This is a genomic window from Dehalococcoidia bacterium, from assembly GCA_030018455.1.
Lineage (GTDB): Bacteria > Chloroflexota > Dehalococcoidia > DSTF01 > JALHUB01 > JASEFU01.
In genome coordinates this window covers 124,130-141,670 of the sequence record JASEFU010000001.1, presented here as the reverse complement: position 1 = coordinate 141,670, position 17,541 = coordinate 124,130, and the positions used below count along the sequence as shown (strand labels likewise).

The following is a 17,541-nucleotide window of genomic DNA, read 5'->3' as shown; positions in this document are numbered from 1 at the left end:
CCGTTAGAAGCCGAGCGATGCCCCAAAGAAAGCGAGCGCCAGGCCCCGGGTTACCTTCCCCAGTGTTACCGCCGTCATGAAGCGCCAGAAGTTCATCCTCACCGAGCCCGCCGTGAGCCCCGCGACCTCGAACAGGGGATTGGGTATGGCCGCGAGGAAGAACAGCGTGAGCATCCCGTAGCGCGCCATGAGCCAGCCAACGCCACCAATGGCCGCCAGCACCGCCCTCCGAAACCACATCGGGCCGCCGACCTGCCGCCCACGCGCGAATTCCCTGCCCACAGCGCCGGCGGCGTAAGCAGTGACCTCGCCGAGCGCCATCCCCAGTCCTCCCAGGATGCCCGCAGCCACCGGATTGAGCTCGCTGCCACCGGTAATGACGAGGGCCTGCCCCGCGGCGGTAATCCCCGGCACCGGAATGAAGACGGTGGCGGTGCCCGCCAGGTTGGCGATGAATATCCCTGCGTACCCCAGACTCTTCAGGCGCTGCTCGCTGAAATCGGTCACGAACGGCAGGATGAGCAGGACAACCGAGGGGATGAACACGAACAACAGGGCGATCATCGCCACGAGGAGTTGCGCTCGGCGGCTCCTGCTTACCCGTTGGGCGGCGCTCTCGTAGAAGGCCAGCAGCCGGTCGGCGGCGCGCGCCACAATCCGGGGCGTGCTGTGCTCGGGATTCTCCATGCGGTCGTCTCCCTACGAAAGCCCAGAATAACACGGCCGGCATTCGATTCGATACTCGCTTGTTGACGTGAGGAGCGACGGCGCTTAGCATCCTCTTTCGGATGAGACAGAGGAAAGGAGGAGGCGACTATGGAAAAGGATTTCCTGTACATCTCCCGCACCAGGCTGGAGATGAAAGACCGGATGCGGCACGCCTACTTGGGAGAGATAGAGGAGCCAGTGATATACGGCGTCCAGGGCGCGCTCAGAGACTACTACCGCGTGCCGGACAAGGTGCCCTCGATGGCTTCGACGCTCGACCATATCGTCGCCGCGGTTGGAGGCTGACTGTACGGGACGTTGTTGGGCGTGCTGGCAGCACGCGGGATCAGGGTGAAGACCGAGGACTACACCGCGCAGGTGGAGGGACGGGTCGAGAAGAAGGGGCTGACCATCGGCATCACGGAGATCGGCATCCACTACCGGCTAACGGTGCCCGCCGGCAGGAAGGACGACGTCCAGCGGGCGCTGGAAACGCATTTCGACGCCTGCCCCGGCTATCAGAGCGTGAAGGGCGCCATAGAGGTCAGATGGACGGCGGACGTGCGAGAGGAAGCACCGGCGGAGTAGCGTTGTGACGCGTGAGACGCCGGTGGGCGCGCCGGGACAGGCAACGCCTTCGCTCTACTACGAGGTGCACGAGGGGAGTGGGCCGTTCCTTCTCCTCGTGCACGGCATGCTCTCGAGCCGCTCCCAGTGGCTGCCCAACCTCGCCGCGCTGCGCCGCGTCTGTCGCCCAGTCGTCGTCGAGCTCTTCGGCCATGGGCGGTCGCCAACCCCGGACGATCCGGCCTGCTACACCCCCGAATACTACGGCTGCGAGTTCGAGGCGATACGGACGCTTCTTGGCGCCGAGAGGTGGCTTGTGTGCGGGCAGTCGCTCGGCGCGGCGCTGACCATTCGCTACGCGCTGGACTGCCCGGACCGCGTGGCCGCACAAATATTCACCAACTCGAACTCGGCCCTCGCCGAGGAAGGCTGGGAAGCGGCGGTGCGGCCGTTCATGGAGGAGCAGGCGCGACGCCTCGAAACTGAGGGGCGGCGAGTTCTGGCGGAACATCCGCTTAACCCCGCGCGTAACAAGCGGCTCGGCCCGCAAGTGCGAGACGCCCTGCGCGAGGACTACGCGCTCCACTCGCCGCGCGGGATCGCCTGCACCGGCCTGTACACCGTCCCGCCATCCTCGGTGCGCGGGCGCGTGGTCGAGAACAGGGTGCCGGCGCTGCTGGTCGTGGGCGAGCGGGAGAAGAGGTTCGCGCCTCACCGGCGGTTCGCAGAGGCGAATATGCCCTTTCTCGAGGTCGAGGCGCTCGACGCGGGCCACGCGGTAAACCTGGACGCTGCGGACGGCTTCAACGAGGCCGTGGTCGACTTCGTGAGGCGTCACTCTTAGGCCCCATTGCGATATCCGGCTGCGCCTTCGCAGGGCGGTCGGGCCTGGCGACTGTTATGGCGTGGGTGACGGCGCTGGAGGAGTCTCCTCCGGAGAGGGAACGACCGTCGGGGTCGTGACCGGCGAGGGTGAGGGCGGCGGCGTGTGGGTGGCTGCGACAGTAGGCGGCGCAGTAGGCGAAGGAGGAGGCGCTTCCGTCGGTGTCGGCGGCTCTGTGGTGGGCGAGGCGGTGGGCTCCGGCGTGGGCGACGGCTCCTCCGTCGGAGTTGCAGTGGCGATCTCTGTTGGGGACGGTGCCGGCGTCGCCGTCATGGTACGGGTGGCTTCCGGGGTCTTCGTCGGCGTGGGCGAAGCGACGGGCGCGACGCCGTCCGACCCACCGAACATGCCGGTCCCCCAGGCGATGCCCAGGGCCGTGCCAATGACGAACAGCGCGGCGGCGAACGGCAGTAGTGGACGCTGGCCGGTCGCGAACCGTGACCAGGCGTCTCCCAGCGTTTGCCGCAGGTGTGCGAATCGCTCTCCCAAAGCCGGGCGCACCGCCGTCGGTCCTGCGGCAATGGGCGTGGGCGGGGGCACAGGCATGGGTACCGCCGTCGCCGGCGCCGCGGCTGCTGCCGCCGCAGCGGCCGAAATCCGCTGCGAGACCCTGTTCTTGACGTCGGCAGGCATGGCGGCGCCCGCCATCGCTGAGAAGAGGTGCAGTGGTGGAGTCAGGCTCTGCTGAAAGGCGGCGCAGGCGGGACACGTCGGGCAGTGCGCTTCCACCGCCCTCCTCACCTGACCTATTGTGGCTGTCAGCGGGAGGGCGAGCAGCGCCTGACGCAGTGCGTCGCATCCTGCCGCCGACTGTCTTGCCGTGATCAGCGCGGCGATGTCTGCCTGAACCTCGCGCTCCAGTCTTTCCAGCTTCCCCTGGACGGAGCGCGCGCTCGTTTCATACACGAGGGCCAGCTCTTCGGGGCCCAGCCCGCGACGCATGTGCAGGTCGAGAAAGGCGTATTCCTCAAGGGTGAGCCGCGATAGCGCCTCCCAGGCGATAGCGGCCCATTCGCCGGGGGGCGGCGCGAGGCCTGGAAGACGGCCGGGATCGAGTTCATGAAGGCCGAGCGCGTGGGGGTCGGCGAAGGGGCGCGCCGCTTGCGCGGAGCGTTCGGCTGCCGCTCGCAGGACCTCGCGGAAGAGCAACGCTCTCGCCTGCCCGGAGTCGGCGCCTGAAGACGGCAGGGCGGAATAGCGCGCGATCCCTTCTTCGGCCGCTTCGGCAGCGGCGACGGGGTTGAGGAGAAGCCGCAGACAGAAGTCGTAGGCGTCGTCGAAAAGGCGCTCGAAGCGCGCCTGGGGAGGCTCGCTGCCGCCGGCGGGCTCAGGCGGAGGTTCTTCTTCGGTCACAAACGCGTCCCGGACTTTGGCATTGCGGTCATTTTAGACTCCAATGCCCCGATCTGTCCAAGAAAAACAGCGAGATATGCTATCATTGCCCGCGGAGAAAGGAGGCGTGAGATGAAAGTAAAATGGCTGGGACATGCCTGCTTCCTTATAACGTCTGACTCCGGGCTGCGCGTCGTCACCGACCCGTATACGCCCGGCGCTTTCGGGTGCAATTACGGCCCTCCGTCGGAGACGGCGGATGTCGTTACGGTAAGCCATCAGCATCAGGACCACAACAACGTCAAGGACGTGAAGGGGAACCCGCAGGTTGTGACGGGCGCCGGAGTCCACAAGGTGAAGGGCGTCGAGTTCAAGGGGGTCGCCACGAGTCATGATGAAGCCTCCGGCTCACAGCGCGGCGCTAACACCGTCTTCTGCTTCACGCTCGACGACGTGCGCGTGTGCCACCTAGGCGACCTCGGCCACAAGCTGACGGCCGAGCAGGCGTCGGAGATCGGGCCGGTCGACGTCCTCCTCATACCGACGGGCGGAAACTTCACCATCGACGCGTCGGCGGCCAGCAGCGTTGCCGACCGGCTCGCCCCCAAGATCGTCATTCCCATGCACTTCAACAACGACCGCTGCCCGACTTTTCCCGTTGCGACCGTCGATGAGTTCGAAAAGAAACGGAAGCGCGTGCGGAAGGTGGACGGGAGCGAGATCGAGGTGTCGAAAGGGCAGTTGCCGGCGGAGACGGAGACCGTCATCCTCAGGCCCTCCTGCTGACGCGCGTCTCTTCACTCGTTGAAGCGGTTCATCGCCGCCTCAACGCCCTCGGTCATCATCAAGGCGACGGCTTCGACTCCCCGTGCGACCGCCCCGTCGAGCGCCGCGCGCTCCTCAGGTGGCGGATCGCTGAGCACGTACTCGGCGATCACCGCCGGGTCGTAGGACGGCTCCCCCCGCACGACCGGCCGTCCGATGCCGATGCGGATGCGGGGGAAGTCGCTCGTGCCCAGCCGGCTGACTATCGACCGCAGGCCGTTGTGGCCGCCGTGCCCTCCTTTGAGACGGATGCGCAGCGCCCCCACGGGCAGATCGAGGCTGTCGCAGACGATCAGTATCTCTTCTTTTCGTGTCCCGTGCCGACGGGCCAGCGCGGCGACTGCTTCGCCGCTGCGGTTCACGTACGTCCTCGGCTTCGCAAGCACCGCCTGCCGCCCCTCGATTCGCCCTTCGCCGGTTGTGGCGAGGCGCGCGTGGGTCTTCAGCGGGATGCCGTAGCGGCGGGCGAGACGGTTGACGAGCCAGAAGCCGACGTTGTGGCGGTTGTGGGCGTTGTCGCGGCCGGGATTGCCGAGGCCGATGATCAGGCGCGGAGACGGCGCCTCTTCCGGGCGAGCGGCGTCCTCGGCGTTAGCGTCGGGCGACTGCTGTCGGCGGAGGAACGAGCGCAGGAGGTTCATGGCTGGCGGCTCGCCGTTTCCCTGGCCCATTCACCGTGCCAGCGACGCGCCAGGACGACTTCGCCTCGCTGCGGGTGCCCATCACGGTCGTCAACGCTCAGGACGAAACGCTGGAGGTCCTTCATCTGGGCGTGAAAAAACCGTCCCCTTAGAACTTGATGATACTGCGGGCGACCTCTCCGTTCTTCATGGCTTCGAACGCCTCGCTGATCTTCTCAATAGGGTAGCTGCGGCTGACGAGTTCGTCCAGCTTCAGCTTGCCCGCCATGTAGAGGTCGACGAGCATCGGCATGTCGATGCGGACGCGCGCCGAGCCGTAGAGGGCGCCCTTAAGCGTCTTGCCCATGAAGAGAGGGACTGAGTTGATGACGATGTTCGACCCCAGCGGAGGCATGCCCACCATCACGGCCGTGCCGCTTGTGGCGATCGCTTCAAACGCCTGAGTGACGACGTCCGGCAAGCCGATTACCTCGAAGGCGTAGTCGGCGCCGCCGTCGGTCATCTCGCGGATGCGGGCCACGGGGTCTTCCCTGGAAGCGTTCACGACATGGGTCGCGCCGAGTTTCTTCGCCATCTCCAGCTTGTTGTCGAGGGTATCGACGGCGATGATCTTGATGGCGCCGGCGAGGACAGCGCCCTGAATGACGTTGAGCCCCACGCCGCCGCAGCCGAAGACAGCCACGCTGGCGCCCACCTCGACGTTGGCGGTGTTGATCACCGCGCCCACTCCGGTCATGACGCCGCAGCCGATAAGGGCCACGCGGTCGAGCGGAGCGTCGCTGCTGACCTTGATCGCAGCCGTCTCGTGGACTACAGCGTACTCGGCGAAGGAAGACACGCCCGTCTGGTGGAATATGCGCTGGTCTCCCTTGTGGAACCTGGTCGTGCCGTCCTTCATGGTCGCGACCGGCCCCGCCTTGCAGATGTACGGCCTGCCGGCGACGCAATCGCGGCAGAGGCCGCAGGGCGCGACCCATGACAGGATGACGTGATCGCCCGGCGCCACGAGGGTCACGCCGGGTCCTACCTTTTCGATGACGCCCGCTCCCTCATGCCCCATCACGAAGGGCGCAGGATAGGGCCAGAGCCCCTCGATGAAGTGGAGGTCGCTATGGCAGACGCCCGCGGCCGCCATCTTCACGAGCACTTCGCCGGCTTTCGGCTCCTCCACCTCGATCTCTTCCACCACCAGGTTGTTGGGTCCGTAGAGGACTGCTGCTTTCATCGGTTGAACCCCCTCCAGTCCAATCTCTGTATTCGCTACCGTCTCAATCGAGCCCGCGACAAAAACGATAGTAATCGATCATCTTGCAGAGCGCGCGCGCCCCCTGCTGAAAGCTGCCGAATACAGGAACGCCGCGCTCCAGGAGCTTCGCGCGTTCCTCGATCACCTGCGCTTCGAGGTGCCCGGGATGCAGGATGGCTATGAACGCCTTTGGCGACCTCTCCTTCTGGGCGACGAGCATGTCGGGCAGCCAATCGGCGGGCGGCATCAGAGGGCCGAACGCACGGCGGACCAACAGCCGCGACGCTATTTCGAGGACGACGGCATCGATGTTTTCGTCCTCGTCGAGGATGCGCAGCATGCGCTCCAGATTGTCGGGCCGGGCGCCGAAGCCGAGCGTGCCTCCGGCGTCGAGCGGGTTGCGGTAACTTCCGCCGATGATGTTGAAAAAGCTGCTCAACTCATCGTAGGAGCGCTGCGTTAACAGGGGGACGTCGAGCCCCTCGCGGGCAAAGGTGTCGCTTATCACTACCGACTGGCCGCCGGTGAGGGCGATGAGGCCCATGCGCCTGCCCGCGCACGGCTTTGTGAACAGCAGCGCCTTCACGACGTCGACGGTCTCGTCCAGGCTGTCGGTGGGGATGACGCCGCACTGCTTGACCAGCGCCTGCCAGACCGAGAGCGGCGTCGCGAGGGCGGCGGTGTGGGAGAACATCGCCCTCTCGCCCGACTCCGACGTCCCGCCCTTCCAGACGACGACCGGTTTCTTCCTTGTGGTCTCTTTGAGCAGTCTGAAGAAGCGCCGCGGCTCCTGTATTCCCTCCAGGTACATGGCGATGATTTGCGTTTCGGCGTCCTGGGCCAGGTACTCCAGGTAGTCGGCGGGGTTCACGACGACGGAGTTGCCGGCGCTTATGGACTTGCTGATCTTGATGCCGTGAACGGAGGCGAGGAGGCTGAAGTTGATGGCGTGCGTCCCGCTGTGGGAGATGAAGCCGACGCGACCCTCGTCGCCTGCGGGCTGGTCCATCGCCTGGCGGACGCCGAGCCGGCGGTTGTAGACGCCCATGCAGTTCGGGCCTATCAGGACGAGTCCGGACTCTTGCGCCACCCCCGCGATCTCGTTTTGAAGACGGATTCCCTCCTCCTCGCCGGTCTCGGCGAAGCCCGACGTGAACAGCGAGACGCCTCCCACACCTTTGGCGGCGCAGTCTCGCACGATGCGGGGCGCGACCGTCCGCGGCACGGCGCAGACCGCGTAGTCGATCTCGTCGGGCACGTCGAGGAGGCTGGCGTAGTTGGGGACGCCTAGCTCCTGTATTCCCGGCAGCTCATTGGGGTCGATCTGCACCGAGTACAGCTTTCCCTTGAAGGCGCTGAGGCTGCGGAGCCACATGTAGCCCATGGCGCGCTTATCGCCGATGACGGCTACGGTCCGGGGGTTGAGAACACGGTCGAGGCGGCTGACGATATCGTCCAAACGGCTCCCTCAGTGCGGCGCTCGAATGGAGCCCCCGTTCGGCGAGCAGAGGGCCCGCGGGAAAGCTCAGGAAAGGATGATGCGGGCGTCCACGGCCAGCGCCCCGTCCTTGTAAGCGAATATCGGGTTGAGGTCGAGTTCGCTGATCTCGGGATGCTTTTCGACAAATTCGGAAAGGCGTAGCAGCAGCTTTTCGAGCGCCTCCACGTCTGCAGGTTCCTGGCCGCGGTACCCTTCGAGCAGGGGGTACCCCTTTATCTCGCGGATCATCTGGCGGGCGTCGCGCGGCTCGAGAGGGACGAGGCGGAACGACACGTCCTTCAGCACCTCGACGAGTACGCCGCCGAGTCCGAACATGAGCACGGGGCCGAACTGAGGGTCCTGGCTCATGCCCATGATGACTTCGATGCCGGGAGGCGCCATTTTCTGTACGGCGACGCCGTCGATGCGGGCGTTGGGTTGCGCCTTCTTCGCGGCGGCGACGATCTCGTCGTAGGCGGCGGCGACCTCATCGGGCGTCTTCAAGTCGAGCTTCACGCCGCCGACGTCGCTCTTGTGGGTGATGTCGGGCGACACGATCTTCAGCACGACAGGAAAGCCGATCTCTTTAGCGGCCTTCGCGGCCTCTTGGGCGCTGGTGGCGAGCCGAGCCTTTGCGGTGGGGATTCCCGCCTCTTCCAGGATCGCCTTCGACTCTACTTCAGTAAGGAGCGTGCGTCCTTCGGACTTGGCCTTATCGATAATGGTGGCAGTGGTCATGGAAAGCCTGCTTCCGTTCTAGAAAGGATGACGCGGTCAAATATTAAGAGGAGTCGGATTTGCAGTCAACGAAAGCGGCGCCGGCTGCTAGCGGCCCTTGAACTCGTAGAGCTGCCAATTGAGGTAGGCCTTCATCGCCTCCCGCGCGTCCTCCGTACGCAGCGTCTCCGCGAACGCCTCCATCTCCACCTGCAGTCCTTCTTCCAGCGGCAGCGGCCCGCCCTGGTAGACGCACCGCTTGATCAGCCCCTGCGCTATCGGCGCGCCCGCCGCCAGACGGTAGGCCAGCGTCAGCGTCGTCGGCAACAGCTCAATCGCGGGCACCGCTTTGTGGACGAGCCCGATGCGCTCCGCTTCCTCGGCGTCGATGACCTTGCCGAACAGCATCATCTCTAGCGCCTTGCCCGGGCCGAGGAGCCGCGTCATCAGTTGGGTGCCGCTGCCTCCCGGCAGTATGCCGACGCCCACCTCCGGCAGGCCGATGCCGAAGTCGCCCTTGGCCATGATGCGGATATCGCAGGCAAGGGTGAACTCGCAGCCGCCGCCCTGGCAGGCGCCGTTGATTGCGGCGATGATAGGCTTCGGCGTGTTGCGCATCCGGAGGTGGAGCTGATAGTGGGGCATATCGGCTGCCCGCGGCATTTCGGGCGGCGGCTCCGGGATCGCGCCGCTGAGCGCCACCAGCTCGGAGACGTCGTAGTGGGTGATGAAGATGTTGGGGACGCCGCCGGTGAAGACCACGACCCGCACGTCGTTGTCCTTCTCCGCTTCCTCGATGAAGCTGCTCAGCTCGGTCATCATCTTAGAGTTGAGCATGTTGAGCGGCGGATTGTATATCCGGCACATCGCCACCCGGTTCGCCTTCGCGACGCGCAGAAACTCGTATTCCATCACGGCCTCCTTTCGGTTTGACCCAGTATAGTGCATCTCCAGATAATGGAGACCACAGCAGAGCGCGAAAGCGCTCCGTTCGATTCAGGGGCCGCGAAAGAGAGGAGGAGAGGCGCATGGCGTCGGCGCTGGACGGCATCCGGGTGCTCGATCTGACGGTCTGGCAGCAGGGCACTTACGCTTCGACGATGCTGGCTGATATGGGCGCCGACGTCGTCAAGATCGAGAGCCCGAAGCAGCCCGACCCCGGGCGCGGCTTTCTGGGCAGCCGCGTGATGAACCCCTACTTCGAGACGCACAACCGGGGGAAGCGCGCGATCGCCCTCGACCTGCGGCACCCAAAAGGCAAGGCGGCCTTTCTGCGCCTGGCCGCCAACGCCGACGTCTTCCTCAACAACCTGCGCGTGGGCGCTGTCGAGCGGCTGGGACTGGACTACGAGGCGGTCCGGGCCGTCAACCCGCGCATCATCTACGCCCACGCCTGCGCGTACGGACGGCGTGGCCCGGACGCCCACCTCGGCTCGTTCGATCTGCTGGCGCAGGCGCGCGGGGGCCTGATGTCGACCATCGGCGACCCCTCCGGCCCGCCGATGCCCGTGCCCATTCCCATAGCGGACCAAGCGGGCGCGTTCGTCGCGGCCTATGGGATTGTGCTCGCGCTGTTCAATCGGGAGCGCACCGGCGAGGGACAGGAGGTCGAGACGTCGCTGCTGGGGAGCCAGCTCGCGCTGCAATCGTTCAATATCGCCGCTTTCCTGCAGAGCGGACGGGCGCCCCAGAGACAGCCGCGCGGCGGCTTCGGACCGCTGTGGAACACGTACCGCTGCGGCGACGGGAGGTACATCTCGCTGGCGATGCTGGAGCAGCGCTGGTGGGGCGAGTTCTGCCGCGCGGTTGGGTGCCCAGAGCTGGAGGACGACCCCGATTTCGCGACGCCGCACGCGCGCGGCAGCCACAACGAGCGGCTGACTGCGCTGCTCGACGAGGTCTTCGCGCAGGCGCCGGCAGCCGAGTGGCTGCGACGGTTCGGGGAGCGCGGCCTGATCGCGGCCCCTGTCCAGGGCTATGAGGACGTCGTGAACGACCCGCAGGTAGCGGCCAACGAGTACCTGGAAGAGGTGGTCGACGATGAGCGCGGGTCGATGCGGATGGTGTCGGCGCCGGTGCGCATGAGCAGGACGCCGGCGCGCATCCGGGGGCTTGCGCCGCGTTTCGGCGAACACACGTATGAGGTGCTGCTTGAGAATGGCTTCAGCGACGAGGAGATTCGCGGGCTCGCGGACGAAGACGTGATCGTGCTGGGGAACGGGCGGCAGAAGTAGAGAACGTGTCCGAGAGTGCATAACAAAGACAAAGGAGCGCGATATGAGGCAGGTGGCGGTCGTCGGCGCCGGGATGACGAAGTTCGGCAAGTTCCTTGACCGCGGGCTGAAGGAGCTGGCGCGGGAAGCGGTCGAGGACGCCCTCCAATCGGCGGGAATGGAGAAGTCGGCGTTGCAGGTAGCAGCGGTCGGGAACGCTGCCGCCGGTCTCATCACCGGGCAGGAGATGGTGCGGGCGCAGGTCGTGCTGCGGGAGATGGGGATAGGGGGCATACCGATGGTGAACACGGAGAATGCGTGCGCCAGCTCGTCGACGGCGTTCCATCTTGCGTGGCTCTATGTCGCCTCCGGTGTCTACGACATCGCTCTGGCTCTGGGCATGGAGAAGCTGTACCACGAGGACAAGCGCCGTTCGTTCGCCGCCCTCGGCGCCGCTGTGGATGTGGAGTTGCTGCAGAGGGTGATGGCGCAGTTGCAGGCGTCGCAGGGGGAGAAGAAGCCGTCGGAAGGCGGCTCAGGCGGCGCGGGACAGTCGCGCAGCGTGTTCATGGACCTGTACGCCGCGGTGGCGCGGGCCCACATGCAGCGCTACGGCACGACAAAAGAGCAATTCGCGAAGGTGGCGGTGAAGAACCACTACCACGGCAGCCTCAATCCTCACGCCCAGTACCGCGAGGTGTACACGCTGGAGGAGATACTGGAGTCGCCGCCGGTGGCTGAGCCCCTGACGCGGCTGATGTGCTCGCCCATCGGGGACGGGGCGGCGGCAGCGATACTTTGCTCAGCCGACGTCGCCAGGAAGTACACAACGAAGCCGGTGTTCGTGCGGGCGAGCGCGCTGGGCTCAGGCATGGACCACGGGCCGGACGATCCGGGCATCTCGGAGCGCGTTGCGCGGGCGGCGTACGAGGCGAGCGGGCTGGGGCCGGAAGACATCCACGTGGCGGAGGTCCACGACGCGACGGCCCCCGCGGAGCTTGTGCTGTACGAGGAGCTGGGCTTCTGCGCCCCCGGCGAGGGCGGCCGTCTGATCGATAGCGACTGCACGCGGCTCGGCGGAAAGCTTCCCGTGAACGTTAGTGGCGGCCTCATCTCCAAGGGGCACCCCATAGGAGCGACGGGCGTGGCGCAGATCTACGAGATCTTCGTGCAACTGCGCGGCGAAGCGGGCGAGCGCCAGGTCGAGGGGGCGAAGGTGGGGCTGACGGAGAACGGCGGCGGCATGGTGCGAAACGAGGCCGCTGCCACCTGCGTCCACATCCTCTCGCTTTAGGCTGGAGCTACGGGCCCGCGAGGCAGAGAAGCTGGCTCTTGCCGGTGAACTCCCTCACCTTTTCAGGGCAATTCTCAGGCGGCGAGGCGTTCTCCGGCGCCTCCATCGCCGCTATTAGCAGGTAGGTCTTGCCGTCCGAGACGTACCAGTAGCCGTTCTTGCCGGGGTCGCCGAGGGGATCGTTGGGGAAGGGGTCGACGAACTTCTTCAACTCGCAGAGCGCGTCGATATCGTAAACGCAGGCGGTCTGAACGTTGCCGTCGGTGGTCGGATACCGTCCCTCCTCCTCGCGGTACTCCTCGAGGCCGTCCTTCAACGTTTCCAAATGACCGAGGCGGGTGGAATCGCGGATGTGGGCCGCCGGCCCGGCCTCGACCGTCGCCGTCGGCACGGGCGTCGCCGTCGGCGGGCGGGGCACGATTGTCCGTGGCCTGGGCGTGACGCCGGCCTCAGACGTGGGCGGGGCGAGGTTCATCGGCTCCGTCTCGTCGGCGCCGCCGAACGTAAGGTCCATCGCCAGGAGCGCGACAGCGATGGCGGAGACGGCGAGCACCGGCGTCCACATCCAGAGCCACCGCCCGTTTGTGCCGAGGGCCTTCAGCCTGTCTAGCATATTCGTGGGAGCTGTTCGCCGCTCATCACGTCCACTATGCGCTCGCCGCGGATGCGCGTTCGCATGACAACTGTCCCGGGGTGGGTATCGACCACGCGCCCGATGAGGACGGCTTCGCTGCCCAGAGGGAAGCGCCGTAGCAGTTCCGCCGCCTTCTTGCCCTGTCCCTCCGCGACCAGCGCCACGAAGTTCCCCTCGTTGGCGACGTAGAGGGGGTCGAGGCCCAGCATCTCGCAGACGCCCTGCACCTCTGGGCTGACGGGGAGCCGCTCCTCGTCGATGACGATGCCGGCGCCGCTCTTCTTCGCTATCTCGTTCAGCGCCGAGGAGAGGCCGCCCCGGGTCGGGTCGCGCAGCATGTGGATTTCGATTCCTGCCTGCGCGAGGGCTTCGACCAGGGGGAAGACGGGTGCGGAATCGCTCCTCACCTCGGCCTCCAGCGAAAGCCCCTCGCGCATTGCCATGATGGCGATGCCGTGCAGCCCGAGCGGACCGCTGAGCACGATCTCGTCGCCGGGGCGCACGCGTTCGGGCGCAATGTCCGCGCCCGGCAGGACGGCGCCCACCCCCGATGTGTTGATGAAGACGCCGTCGCCCTTGCCCCGCTCGACGACCTTGCTGTCGCCGGTGACTATCTGGACGCCCGCCTCGTCCGCCGCCTCCTTCATCGAGAGCACGATGCGCCAGAGGTCGTCCATGGGGAGTCCTTCTTCCAGTATCAGGCCGCAGCTCAGGAAGAGGGGCCTGGCGCCGCACATCGCCAGGTCGTTGGCGGTGCCGAAGACGGCCAGACGGCCGATGTCGCCGCCGGGGAAGAAGGGCGGGTGCACGACGTAGGAATCGGTGCTGAGTGCGAGGCGCGTCCCGTCGAGCGAAATCAGGGCGCCGTCGTGCAGGGGCGCGAGGTACGGGTTGTCGAATGAAGGCTCGAGCATCTTCTCGATGAGGCTCTGCGTGAGGCGTCCGCCGCCGCCGTGGGCGAGCAGGACCCGCGGGTACTCGGTGAGCGGTATCGGGCACTCAGGGAAGATCGTCATCTCGCGGTCCCGGCGCGGCGCGCGTAGAGATAGTAGGCGGCGCAGGCGCCCTCCGATGATACCATAGGAGCGCCCAGGGCATGCTCCGGCGTGCACTCTTTGCCGAAGGCCGGACACTCGGGCGGCTTGCGCACCCCCTGCAAAACGAGCCCGGCAATGCACACCGACGCCTCCCGCGAGGCGGTCTCCTCGAGTGCGAAGACGCGCGCGGCGTCATACTTCGTGTAGCGCCCCTTGAGGCGCAGCCCGCTGCAGGGGATAACGCCGATGCCGCGCCACCTCTGGTCGGCGACCTCGAACACCTCGTCGATGAGGGCCTGCGCCTGCCGGTTCCCCTCGCGCGTCACGGAGCGCGAGTACTGGTTCTCGACCTCATGGCGGCCCGCCTCGAGCTGCGAGACGAGCATGTGAATCGCGTGCAGGATGTCTAGGGGCTCAAAGCCGGTGACGACTATGGGCAGGCGGTACTTCTTTGCCAGGGGCTCGTACTGAGCGTACCCGGTGACAGTGCATACGTGACCGGGCGCCAGGAAGCCCTGCACGCGGTTCTCGGGCGACGAGGCGATCGCTTGGATGGCGGGCGGGATGAGGACGTGCGAGGTCAGCATGAGGAAGTTCGCGAGTCCTTCTCTCTCCGCGGCGACCACCGCCATCGCGTTGGCGGGAGCGGTCGTCTCGAAGCCGATGGCGAAGAAGACGACGCGTTTTCCGGGATTATCGCGCGCGACCTTCAGGGCGTCCATCGGCGAGTAGACCATGCGCACGTCGCCACCCTCCGCCTTCACGGAGAGCAGGTCTTTGCTCGATCCGGGAACGCGCAGCATGTCGCCGTAGGACGTGAAGATAACGTCGTCGCGGGAGGCGATGACCAGCGCCTGGTCGACCGTTTCCACGGGCGTGACGCAGACGGGACAGCCCGGGCCATGGATGAGCGTGATCTGCGGCGGCAGCAGCTCGTCTATGCCGTACTTGAGGATGGCGTGGGTCTGGCTGCCGCAGACCTCCATTATCGTCCACGGCCGGGTGGCGACGCGTTCGATCTGGCGGAGCATCTTCTGGGCGGCGGCGCCGTCGCGGTACTCATCCAGGTAGCGCATCGTCGCCCTCCAACTGGCTCAGGAGCTCGAAGACGCGCTCCGCCTCTTCGGCGTTGACCTTGCTTATGGCGAAGCCGACGTGAACGATGACGTAGTCGCCGACCTGCGCCTCCGGCACAAGGTCGAGGTAGACGTCGCGGGTGATGCCGCCGAAGCGCACCTTCGCCCGCCGCATCTGCTCGCCGTTCTCTTCAATCGATATGACTTCGCCGGGTATTCCTAAGCACATGTTCCATTCATCCTCGCTGCCGCGACCGCAATCTGCCCCAGAGCGATGCCGCCGTCGTTGGGGGGCACGCGCTGGTGAACGTAGGGCTTGAAGCCGGCCTGCTCCAGCCGGCGGAAGGCGCGCTCCGTCAGGTAGCGGTTCTGGAACACGCCTCCCGTCAGCGCGACGGCCTTCGCGCCCACGCGTCGGGCTACTACCAGTATCGCCTCTGCGAGCGTATTGTGGAAGCGAGCGCAGACGACGCCGCGCGGCGTCCCGCGGTCTCGCTCCCGCAGTATCTCTTCGAACATCGGGCCCCAGTCAACGACAAGCGGTCCGCTCCCGCTCACTTCGATGGGATATGCGTCGTCGACCGCTTCTTCGGCGGCGAACTCGACCATCATCGCCGCCTGGCCTTCGAAGGAGCAGACGGAGCGCACGCCGAGGACCGCGGCCACGGCGTCGAAGAGGCGGCCGGCGCTTGTGGTGATGGGGGCGCTGGTCCCCTTCTCCAGCATCTGGCGCAGCAGGCGCGCGGTCGACGACGGAAAGCCTTCGCCGGCGAGCTTCTCGGGGGGCAGGTAGAGGCCGTTTTCCAGCGCCTCCGACCCTCGCAGCTCGTACAGGAGGCCGAGCGCCGCGCGGCGCGGCTCCTTGATCGCCATCTCGCCGCCGGGGAGGCGGAAGGACCGGAAGTGCGCCACCCGCCGGTAGGCCTTCGCGTCGCCGAGCAAGAACTCGCCGCCCCAGAGGGTGCGGTCTTCGCCGTATCCGGCGCCGTCCCAGGTGACGCCCAGCACCTCGCCCTCGATCTCGTTCTCCGCGATACAGGACGCTAGGTGGGCGTGGTGGTGCTGAACGGCGACCGTCGGGTAGCCGCTCTCGCGGGCGTACTGGGTCGACAGGTAGTCGGGGTGCATGTCGTGGACGACGGCAAGCGGCCTGACTTCGTAGAGCGCGAGCAGGTCATCGATCACTCGCCGGAAAGCGAAGTAGGCCTTCGCCGTCTCGAGGTCGCCGACGTGCTGACTGACGATGACCTCGTTTCGTCGCGAGACCGCGACGGTGTTCTTGAGGTGGGCGCCGACCGCGAGCAGGGGCGGCATCTGCTGCTTCAGCGCGACGGGGAGAGGCGCGTAGCCGCGCGCCCGCCGCAGGAGGGTCTCGCGGCCCAGTTGCACGCGCGCCACTGAGTCGTCGACGTGCCGCTGAATAGGGCGGTTGTGGGCCAGGAAGCGGTCGGCTATGCCGGCGAGCGCCTCCAGGGCCTCCGCCTCTTCGGTGATGATCGGCTCGTCGTGCAGGTTCCCGCTGGTAGCGACGACCGGGAAGCCGAGTTCGCGCATCAGCAGGTGGTGGAGGGGTGTGTAGGGCAGCATGGCGCCGATATAAGGGTTGTCGGGGGCGACGGCAGGGGCGATGTCGGTATGAGACCGGCGCCGGAGCAGGACGATGGGGCTCTCGGTCGACTGCACGAGGCGTTCCTCGAGAGGGTCGAGGTAGACATAACGCCGCAACGTCTCGATGTCGGGGAACATGAGGGCGAGGGGCTTCTCCTCGCGACGCTTGTTCTCGCGCAGGCGGAAGACGGCCGCCTCGTTCCGGGCGTCGACGAGGAGCTGGAAGCCGCCGATCCCCTTGAGGGCGAGCGTATCGCCCCTTCGCAGCGCGTTCGCAGCCTCCAGCAGCGCGTCGTCGCGCTCGGCGATCGTCTCGCCGCGTCCGTCCCATAACGATATGTGGGGGCCGCATACGCCGCAGGCATCGGGCTGGGCGTGAAAGCGGCGGTCGGGTGGGTCGCCGTACTCGCGGCGGCAATCGGGGCACATCACGAACGAGCTCATCGTCGTGTTGGCGCGGTCGTATGGAAGCGAGCGGATGATGCTGAAACGGGGGCCGCAAAGGGTGCAGTTAATGAACGGGTAACGATAGCGCCGGTCCGCGGGGTCGAAGAGCTCGCGCCGGCAATCTGGGCACGTGGCGATGTCGGGCAAGACGACGGTCAGGCGCTCGCCGGCGGCCTCGCTGTGCCGGATCTCGAAGCCGGCGTAGCCCGCGGGCTCGAGGAGGGAGTATTCGAGGCTCTGGATGAACGACAGGCGCGGTTTCTCGCGTTCGAGGCGCAGCAGGAATGTGTCCAGCGATTCCTTCGGCCCCTCGACCTCGATGAAGACGCCCTGGGGGCTGTTCTTTACCCAGCCGGTCAGCGACATCTCAGTCGCCAGGCGGTAGACGAACGGGCGGAAGCCGACGCCCTGCACGGCGCCGCGGATTGTGATCTTGAGGCGCTGCATCAGACTTCGATCTCGATTCTTTTGAGGAGGCAGCCCTTCTGCTCGTCCAGCTCGAAATCGCTGGAGCCGCACCGGGGGCACTGGAGAGACGGCAGCGGCAGGTGGTGATCGTGGGACTCGGGCAGGACGGGCGGGCCCTCGAATCCGCACGCGTGGCAGCGCAGCAGCGACTGGAGGGTGGTTACTCTGACCGCGGGCTCGCTGCCGCTGCTGTCGCGCAGGGACGCGCCGATCCACATCTCCATGTTCTCCTTGTCGAGGAAAGCGAGGTCTCCGAGCTCAACTTCCACCGCAAGCACTCTTTTCGCGCTGCGCTCGGCCGCATGCGCGAGCACCGTGTCGGCGATCTGCTTCGCGAGCGTCAGTTCGTGCACCTGTCAGCTCCT

19 protein-coding genes are annotated in these 17,541 nt (G+C 66.5%); 6 read left to right on the top strand and 13 right to left on the bottom strand.

Features of this window, described 5'->3' with window-relative positions; genetic code table 11:
- Nucleotides 1–3: 3 nt before the first annotated feature.
- Complete coding sequence (locus tag QME71_00685) at nt 4–687, bottom strand: VTT domain-containing protein (GenBank protein ID MDI6856822.1); 684 nt, start codon at nt 685–687, stop codon at nt 4–6.
- A gap of 129 nt (nt 688–816) precedes the next feature.
- On the opposite strand from QME71_00685, the gene QME71_00680 reads away from it, so the two are divergent.
- Genes QME71_00680 through QME71_00670 form a run of 3 tightly spaced genes read left to right on the top strand, consistent with a single transcriptional unit; the run spans nt 817 to nt 2,119 of the window.
- Nucleotides 817–1,014 (top strand): hypothetical protein, encoded by a 198-nt coding sequence (locus QME71_00680; GenBank protein ID MDI6856821.1) that lies wholly within the window; start codon nt 817–819, stop codon nt 1,012–1,014.
- A 21-nt stretch (nt 1,015–1,035) separates the two neighbouring features.
- The gene (locus tag QME71_00675) at nt 1,036–1,296 is read left to right on the top strand and encodes an OsmC family protein (GenBank protein MDI6856820.1); all 261 of its coding nucleotides are present in this window, start codon (nt 1,036–1,038) and stop codon (nt 1,294–1,296) included.
- Between the two features lie 4 nt (nt 1,297–1,300).
- Complete coding sequence (locus QME71_00670; protein ID MDI6856819.1) at nt 1,301–2,119, top strand: alpha/beta hydrolase; 819 nt, start codon at nt 1,301–1,303, stop codon at nt 2,117–2,119.
- 54 nt (nt 2,120–2,173) lie between these two features.
- On the opposite strand, the gene QME71_00665 is transcribed toward QME71_00670, so the two are convergent.
- On the bottom strand, nt 2,174–3,511 hold the full coding sequence (locus QME71_00665) for a hypothetical protein (GenBank protein ID MDI6856818.1): 1,338 nt from the start codon (nt 3,509–3,511) through the stop codon (nt 2,174–2,176).
- A gap of 111 nt (nt 3,512–3,622) precedes the next feature.
- Between QME71_00665 and QME71_00660 the strand changes: the two genes are divergently transcribed.
- Nucleotides 3,623–4,276 carry an MBL fold metallo-hydrolase gene (locus QME71_00660; GenBank protein ID MDI6856817.1) on the top strand — a complete coding sequence of 218 codons (654 nt, stop codon included), beginning with the start codon at nt 3,623–3,625 and terminating at the stop codon, nt 4,274–4,276.
- An 11-nt stretch (nt 4,277–4,287) separates the two neighbouring features.
- Here QME71_00660 and pth read toward each other — a convergent pair whose 3' ends face one another.
- The 5 genes from pth to QME71_00635 form a co-directional block, all read right to left on the bottom strand.
- Nucleotides 4,288–4,986 (bottom strand): aminoacyl-tRNA hydrolase, encoded by a 699-nt coding sequence (gene pth / locus QME71_00655; protein MDI6856816.1) that lies wholly within the window; start codon nt 4,984–4,986, stop codon nt 4,288–4,290.
- A gap of 118 nt (nt 4,987–5,104) precedes the next feature.
- Nucleotides 5,105–6,181: a Zn-dependent alcohol dehydrogenase gene (locus tag QME71_00650; GenBank protein MDI6856815.1), complete on the bottom strand. Its 1,077-nt coding sequence runs from the start codon at nt 6,179–6,181 to the stop codon at nt 5,105–5,107.
- A 43-nt stretch (nt 6,182–6,224) separates the two neighbouring features.
- Nucleotides 6,225–7,661: a CoA-binding protein gene (locus tag QME71_00645; GenBank protein ID MDI6856814.1), complete on the bottom strand. Its 1,437-nt coding sequence runs from the start codon at nt 7,659–7,661 to the stop codon at nt 6,225–6,227.
- A gap of 66 nt (nt 7,662–7,727) precedes the next feature.
- Entirely contained in the window at nt 7,728–8,420 is a 693-nt protein-coding gene (locus tag QME71_00640) for an acetate--CoA ligase family protein (protein ID MDI6856813.1), read from the bottom strand.
- Between the two features lie 87 nt (nt 8,421–8,507).
- Nucleotides 8,508–9,311, bottom strand: coding sequence for an enoyl-CoA hydratase/isomerase family protein (locus QME71_00635; GenBank protein MDI6856812.1), 804 nt, complete (start codon nt 9,309–9,311; stop codon nt 8,508–8,510).
- A gap of 116 nt (nt 9,312–9,427) precedes the next feature.
- Between QME71_00635 and QME71_00630 the strand changes: the two genes are divergently transcribed.
- Nucleotides 9,428–10,633, top strand: coding sequence for a CoA transferase (locus tag QME71_00630; protein ID MDI6856811.1), 1,206 nt, complete (start codon nt 9,428–9,430; stop codon nt 10,631–10,633).
- 43 nt (nt 10,634–10,676) lie between these two features.
- Entirely contained in the window at nt 10,677–11,906 is a 1,230-nt protein-coding gene (locus QME71_00625) for a thiolase family protein (protein ID MDI6856810.1), read from the top strand.
- A gap of 7 nt (nt 11,907–11,913) precedes the next feature.
- Here the strand turns inward: QME71_00625 and QME71_00620 are convergent, their stop codons facing one another.
- From QME71_00620 to QME71_00595, 6 genes are read right to left on the bottom strand one after another with little or no spacing between them, the layout of a single operon-like run.
- Nucleotides 11,914–12,519, bottom strand: a complete 606-nt coding sequence (locus QME71_00620; protein MDI6856809.1) for a hypothetical protein — start codon at nt 12,517–12,519, stop codon at nt 11,914–11,916.
- Nucleotides 12,513–13,556 carry a hydrogenase expression/formation protein HypE gene (hypE, locus tag QME71_00615; GenBank protein ID MDI6856808.1) on the bottom strand — a complete coding sequence of 348 codons (1,044 nt, stop codon included), beginning with the start codon at nt 13,554–13,556 and terminating at the stop codon, nt 12,513–12,515. The genes QME71_00620 and hypE overlap by 7 nt, the downstream gene beginning before the upstream one ends.
- Nucleotides 13,553–14,653 (bottom strand): hydrogenase formation protein HypD, encoded by a 1,101-nt coding sequence (hypD, locus tag QME71_00610; protein MDI6856807.1) that lies wholly within the window; start codon nt 14,651–14,653, stop codon nt 13,553–13,555. The genes hypE and hypD overlap by 4 nt, the downstream gene beginning before the upstream one ends.
- Nucleotides 14,637–14,882, bottom strand: coding sequence for a HypC/HybG/HupF family hydrogenase formation chaperone (locus QME71_00605; protein MDI6856806.1), 246 nt, complete (start codon nt 14,880–14,882; stop codon nt 14,637–14,639). The genes hypD and QME71_00605 overlap by 17 nt, the downstream gene beginning before the upstream one ends.
- Complete coding sequence (hypF, locus tag QME71_00600; protein ID MDI6856805.1) at nt 14,873–17,155, bottom strand: carbamoyltransferase HypF; 2,283 nt, start codon at nt 17,153–17,155, stop codon at nt 14,873–14,875. The genes QME71_00605 and hypF overlap by 10 nt, the downstream gene beginning before the upstream one ends.
- Nucleotides 17,155–17,529, bottom strand: coding sequence for a hydrogenase maturation nickel metallochaperone HypA (locus QME71_00595; protein MDI6856804.1), 375 nt, complete (start codon nt 17,527–17,529; stop codon nt 17,155–17,157). The genes hypF and QME71_00595 overlap by 1 nt, the downstream gene beginning before the upstream one ends.
- Nucleotides 17,530–17,541 lie beyond the last annotated feature (12 nt).

What these genes read in the sequence shown, in the direction of transcription:
- QME71_00685 (MDI6856822.1), bottom strand. Translation starts at nt 687, where the DNA reads ATGGAGAATCCCGAGCACAGCACGCCCCGGATTGTGGCGCGCGCCGCC.
- QME71_00680 (MDI6856821.1), top strand. Translation starts at nt 817, where the DNA reads ATGGAAAAGGATTTCCTGTACATCTCCCGCACCAGGCTGGAGATGAAA.
- QME71_00660 (MDI6856817.1), top strand. Translation starts at nt 3,623, where the DNA reads ATGAAAGTAAAATGGCTGGGACATGCCTGCTTCCTTATAACGTCTGAC.
- pth (MDI6856816.1), bottom strand. Translation starts at nt 4,986, where the DNA reads ATGGGCCAGGGAAACGGCGAGCCGCCAGCCATGAACCTCCTGCGCTCG.
- QME71_00650 (MDI6856815.1), bottom strand. Translation starts at nt 6,181, where the DNA reads ATGAAAGCAGCAGTCCTCTACGGACCCAACAACCTGGTGGTGGAAGAG.
- QME71_00640 (MDI6856813.1), bottom strand. Translation starts at nt 8,420, where the DNA reads ATGACCACTGCCACCATTATCGATAAGGCCAAGTCCGAAGGACGCACG.
- QME71_00635 (MDI6856812.1), bottom strand. Translation starts at nt 9,311, where the DNA reads ATGGAATACGAGTTTCTGCGCGTCGCGAAGGCGAACCGGGTGGCGATG.
- QME71_00630 (MDI6856811.1), top strand. Translation starts at nt 9,428, where the DNA reads ATGGCGTCGGCGCTGGACGGCATCCGGGTGCTCGATCTGACGGTCTGG.
- QME71_00625 (MDI6856810.1), top strand. Translation starts at nt 10,677, where the DNA reads ATGAGGCAGGTGGCGGTCGTCGGCGCCGGGATGACGAAGTTCGGCAAG.
- QME71_00620 (MDI6856809.1), bottom strand. Translation starts at nt 12,519, where the DNA reads ATGCTAGACAGGCTGAAGGCCCTCGGCACAAACGGGCGGTGGCTCTGG.
- hypE (MDI6856808.1), bottom strand. Translation starts at nt 13,556, where the DNA reads ATGACGATCTTCCCTGAGTGCCCGATACCGCTCACCGAGTACCCGCGG.
- hypD (MDI6856807.1), bottom strand. Translation starts at nt 14,653, where the DNA reads ATGCGCTACCTGGATGAGTACCGCGACGGCGCCGCCGCCCAGAAGATG.
- QME71_00605 (MDI6856806.1), bottom strand. Translation starts at nt 14,882, where the DNA reads ATGTGCTTAGGAATACCCGGCGAAGTCATATCGATTGAAGAGAACGGC.
- hypF (MDI6856805.1), bottom strand. Translation starts at nt 17,155, where the DNA reads ATGCAGCGCCTCAAGATCACAATCCGCGGCGCCGTGCAGGGCGTCGGC.